The 4,923-nt window shown below is 66.1% G+C and carries 4 protein-coding genes; all 4 read left to right on the forward strand.

Annotated features, from left to right (window positions below):
• A partial coding sequence (locus D477_RS12640) for a DNA-3-methyladenine glycosylase (protein WP_005269753.1) occupies positions 1–249 on the forward strand: 249 nt, incomplete at its 5' end.
• A gap of 28 nt (positions 250–277) precedes the next feature.
• On the forward strand, positions 278–817 hold the full coding sequence (locus D477_RS12645; RefSeq protein WP_005269754.1) for an adenine phosphoribosyltransferase: 540 nt from the start codon (positions 278–280) through the stop codon (positions 815–817).
• 106 nt (positions 818–923) lie between these two features.
• Positions 924–3,182, forward strand: a complete 2,259-nt coding sequence (locus tag D477_RS12650; RefSeq protein WP_005269755.1) for a HelD family protein — start codon at positions 924–926, stop codon at positions 3,180–3,182.
• Entirely contained in the window at positions 3,157–4,506 is a 1,350-nt protein-coding gene (gene tyrS, locus D477_RS12655) for a tyrosine--tRNA ligase (protein WP_052510777.1), read from the forward strand. The genes D477_RS12650 and tyrS overlap by 26 nt, the downstream gene beginning before the upstream one ends.
• Positions 4,507–4,923 lie beyond the last annotated feature (417 nt).

A 4,923-nucleotide genomic window follows, 5' to 3' on the forward strand; every position in this document is an offset into this window, starting at 1 on the left:
GGGCCGGGGCGGCTGGCGCAGGCCCTCGGGCTGACCCTGGCGGACAACGGCCGGGCGTTCGTCCCCGGGGAACTGGAACTGCACCTGCCGGCCACCCCGGCGCCGCCCTCGCACGTGCGCCGGGGCCCCCGCGTCGGAGTCAGCGGGGAAGGCGGGTCGGAAAGCTATCCCTGGCGTTTCTGGCTGGAGGGAGAGAAATCCGTCTCGCCCTACCGCTCCGCCAAGCCGCGCCGGCGCAGCGCAGATTAGCCGCAGGCTGCCCGGTAGGGTGGAACGCGTGCAAGAACGCTCTCTGGAACCTGTTGAATCCATCATCGGCCGGCTCTCGGCGACCGTCCCGGACTACCCGCAGCCCGGCGTCGTTTTCCGGGACCTGACCCCGGTATTCGCCGACGGCCCGGCCCTGCACAGCATCGTGCATGCCTTGGTCGATCCGTTCGAAGGCCAGTTTGACGCCGTCGCCGGCATCGAGGCCCGCGGCTTCCTGCTGGCGGCCGCAGGCGCCTATGCCGCGGGCACCGGCGTCGTAACAGTCCGGAAAAAGGGCAAGCTCCCGCGCCGGGTCTACGCGGAGGACTACAGCCTGGAATACGGCACCGCGACCCTGGAACTGCACATGGATGACCTGCGGCCAGGCATGCGCGTGCTCATCCTCGACGACGTGCTGGCCACCGGCGGGACCCTGGCGGCCTCGGCCAGGCTGTTCGAGCGCGCCGGCGTCCAGGTAGCCGGCTTCGGCGTGGTCCTGGAACTGACCGGCCTGCGCGGACGCGCGAACCTGGCCGGCCGGCGGATCCGCTCGCTGGTCCGCGAGTAGCGCCGGCTCCTGCCCACCGTTCCCGCGGGTTCGCCTGCCGTTGCAGGAAAATTCATCCGCGGCACTGTAAAATGGATGGTCTGCCTTTGCGGGAGGGGAACGAAGAATGCAGGAGACGGTTGCGGCTCATGCCGAACTTGGCCACGAGCGCGAATACGTAGCTGGTCTGTACCGCCGGTTGGACGAACTGCGTGCCGAAAAGCAGGAGCAGCTGGACCGCGTCCGCCGCAGCGGAGCCGTCGGATCGATGCAGAACATTTCGGAGCGTGACGCGTTCGCCACCATGTACGAGGACCGGCTCGCGCAGCTGAACGCTGTCGATGACCGGCTGGTCTTCGGCCGGCTGGACCTGGACGGGGGCGAAACCCGCTATATCGGGCGCATCGGCCTCAGTACGGCCGACCTGCAGCGCCTGATGGTGGACTGGCGCGCACCCGAGGCCGGGCTCTTCTACCAAGCCACCGCCTTCGAACGACAGGGCGTCCGCCGCCGCCGCCACCTGGTCCTCAAGGGACGCGAGGTCAAAGCCATCGAAGACGACGTGCTGGACGCGTCCATGCTCGATGGCTCGAACAACCTGCAGGGCGAGGGAGCCTTGCTGGCCGCCCTCAATTCCAAGCGCACCGGACAGATGTCGGACATCGTCGGCACCATCCAGGCCGAACAGGACCGGATCATCCGCAGCCCCATGCCCGGCGTCCTCGTGGTGCAGGGTGGCCCGGGCACCGGCAAGACCGCGGTCGCCCTGCACCGGGCCGCCTATCTGCTGTACATGCACCGCGAGCGGCTGAAATCGGCCGGCGTCCTGCTGGTCGGCCCGTCGAATTCCTTCATGAAGTACATCGAACGGGTGCTGCCCTCGCTCGGTGAGACCGGCGTCGTGATGTCCACTTTGGGCCGGCTCATGCCCGGCATCAACGCCGTACCCGAGGCGGATCCGGCAGTGGCCGAGCTCAAGGGCCGCTCAGCGATGGCCAAGGTGGTTGCCCGGGCGGTGGCCAACCGCCAGCGCGTGCCGGCCGGGCCGCGCAAACTCAGCGTGGAAGGAACCACGCTGACGCTTACGCCCAAGCAGGTAATCCGTGCGCGGGACAAGGCCCGCGCCACCGGCAAGCCGCACAACGAAGCCCGCAACACCTTCGTCAAGATCCTGTTGCGCGAGCTCACCGAGCAGTTGACCGACGTGCTGAACAAGTCCTCCGGCGCCGGCAACAACACGGACCGTGCCTACCTGGCCGAAGATGTGCGGACGGCGCGTGACGTCCGCATCGCACTGAACCTCTGCTGGATGCCGCTGACGCCGGAGCAGTTGATCGGCGAACTGCTCAGCAAGCCTGCCCACCTTGAAGCAGCGGCACCGGCCCTAACCGCCGAAGAACGGGACCTGCTGCTGCGCACCCCGGATGCGCCCTGGACTGAAGCGGACGTTGCCCTGCTGGATGAGGCAGCCGAACTGCTCGGTCCCTTCGACGCCTCGGCCGGCCGGGACAAGGCGCAGCGCGAGCAGGAGCGTACCCGGGACGTGGCCAACGCCGAGCAGTCGCTGAAGAATGTCGACGAAATGCTGAAGGAAACCGGCATCGACGGGATCGTCAGCGCCGAGGACCTCGCCGCCCACAACCAGGCCCAGGAGATTCGCTTCACTGCCGCCGAGCGCGCCGCTTCGGACCGGACGTGGGCGTTCGGACACATCATCGTGGATGAAGCGCAGGAGCTGTCGGCCATGCAGTGGCGCCTCCTCATGCGCCGCTGCCCCCTGAAGTCGTTCACCATCGTCGGCGACATCGCGCAGACCAGTTCCGCAGCCGGCGCCCAGTCCTGGAACCAGGCGCTGGAACCGTTCGCGAAGGACCGCTGGCGGCTGGAGGAACTGACCGTCAACTACCGGACGCCCGCGCAGATCGCCGAGGCAGCCGTGCGGGTCGCCAATGCCGCCGGACAGGTCGTTTCGGCACCCAAGGCCGTCCGCGAAGGAAAATGGGCTCCGGTCATCGACCGCATCGACGACGGTGCCCTGGCGGAGCGGATGCTGGCGGCTGTTCCGCAGGAACTGGAACTGCTCGACGGCGGTCTGCTGGCGGTTATTGCCGCCGAGCACCGCGTGCCGGAGCTGCGCAAGGCGCTGGCTGCTGTGTATGGAAGCCGCGTCGGCAGCGGCGCCGGTGGCCTGGACCAGGACATCACCGTTATCGGACCCAAGGAAGCCAAGGGCCTGGAATTCGACGGCGTGCTGCTGCTCGAGCCGGCCGAAGTCCTGGCTGACGCCGCCGGCCGCGTGGGGGACCTGTACGTCGCCATGACCAGGCCTACCCAGCGGCTGCGTCTCATCGCCGCCGGCGATGTCCCTGCCGGCATCGAAGGCTGATAATTTAGAAGGCGTGTCGACGAATACGTTTCTGAGTTCCCTAAAGAATGACCCGGCTTTCGCCAATGTATGGCAGGAGCTGAAGTGGCGTGAGCTGGTCCACGTCTCAACTGACGAGGCCGAGCTGGAAAAACTCCTCGGCGGGGAACCGATCACGTATTACTGCGGGTTCGACCCGACCGCGCCGAGCCTCCACCTCGGTAACCTGGTCCAGCTGCTGACGATGCGCCGGCTCCAGCTCGCCGGCCACAAGCCCCTGGCCCTGGTGGGCGGTTCGACCGGTCTCGTCGGGGACCCGCGTCCGACCGCCGAGCGCACCATGAACACCAAGGAAACCGTCGCCGAGTGGGTCGGCTACCTTCAGGGACAGGTGCAGCGCTTCCTCGATTTCGACGGCGCCAACGCGGCCCGCATGGTGAACAACCTGGACTGGACCGCGCCGATGAATGTCCTGGACTTCCTGCGCGATGTGGGCAAGCACTTCCGTGTTGGGACCATGATCAAGAAGGACATCGTGGCCTCCCGGCTGAATTCGGATGAGGGCATCAGCTATGCCGAGTTCAGCTACCAGATCCTCCAGGGCATGGACTACCTGGAGCTGTTCCGCCAGTACGGCTGTGTCCTGCAGACCGGCGGTTCCGACCAGTGGGGCAACCTCACCAGCGGCACCGACCTGATCCGCAAGGTTGAAGGCAAGTCCGTCCATGCCCTGGGGACCCCGCTGATCACCAACGCCGACGGTACGAAGTTCGGCAAGAGCGAGGGCAACGCGATCTGGCTCGATGCCGCGATGTGCTCGCCGTATGCGATGTACCAGTTCTGGCTGAATACGGCGGACGCGGATGTAGTGCAGCGCCTGAAGGTGTTCACCTTCCGCAGCAAGGCAGAAATCGAAGAGCTGGAGCGTGCCGTCGCTGAACGGCCGCACACGCGGGAAGCCCAGCGTGCCCTCGCTTACGACGTGACGTCGATTGTCCACGGCGCCGAGGCGACGGACAAAGTGATCGCCGCCTCGGCCGCCCTGTTCGGCCAGGGCGAGCTGTCGGTCCTCGATGAATCCACTCTTGTCGCCGCAACCGCCGAACTGCCCAGCGCCGAAATCGGCAATGGATCGCTCAACATCATCGAATTGCTCGTTGCCTCCGGCCTGGCAGCCAGCAACTCGGCGGCACGGAGGACCGTCGCCGAAGGCGGCGCCTACGTCAACAACGAAAAGATCACCGACCCGGACACCGTCATCAGCGCCGACGGCCTCCTGCATGGCAAGTACCTCCTGATGCGCCGCGGCAAGCGCACCCTCGCCATGGTCGTGGCGAAGCCATGACGACGGCACCTCCCAACCCGCGGTGCCGTCGGCACTAAGGCAGGGAATCCTCACGCACCCGCAGGCCCGCCGGCTGCTCCGCTCCTCAGTTGGATCGAGCAGCCGGCGGGCCTGAGCCGTTCCTGGATCAGGGCCTGCCGAGCCGATTTGCGACCGGTCGCCGAAGCCTGTAATGTCTTCTGAGTCGCCGCCGCTGGCCCGGAATTCCGGAAAGCGAGCAGGAGGACAAAACCCCAGGAAATCGAAAAGCAATTCCGCTGCGCCCTGAAAGGCAAAGCAGGAAAAGCTGAAGGTTTCGTATGGGATCATTCTTTTGTGAATGGAAAATCGCGGAAAACGCCGATTTGACAAAAACAAAACGGATGAAATAACTTAGAAACATCGCAGCAAGGAAAGCGAAACAAGGAAATCCGAAAA

The organism is Arthrobacter crystallopoietes BAB-32 (assembly GCF_000328305.2).
Classification (GTDB): Bacteria; Actinomycetota; Actinomycetes; order Actinomycetales; family Micrococcaceae; genus Crystallibacter; species Crystallibacter crystallopoietes_A.

Coding starts and splice junctions, on each gene's coding strand:
- tyrS (WP_052510777.1), top strand. CDS start 3,157: ATGTCCCTGCCGGCATCGAAGGCTGATAATTTAGAAGGCGTGTCGACG.
- D477_RS12650 (WP_005269755.1), top strand. CDS start 924: ATGCAGGAGACGGTTGCGGCTCATGCCGAACTTGGCCACGAGCGCGAA.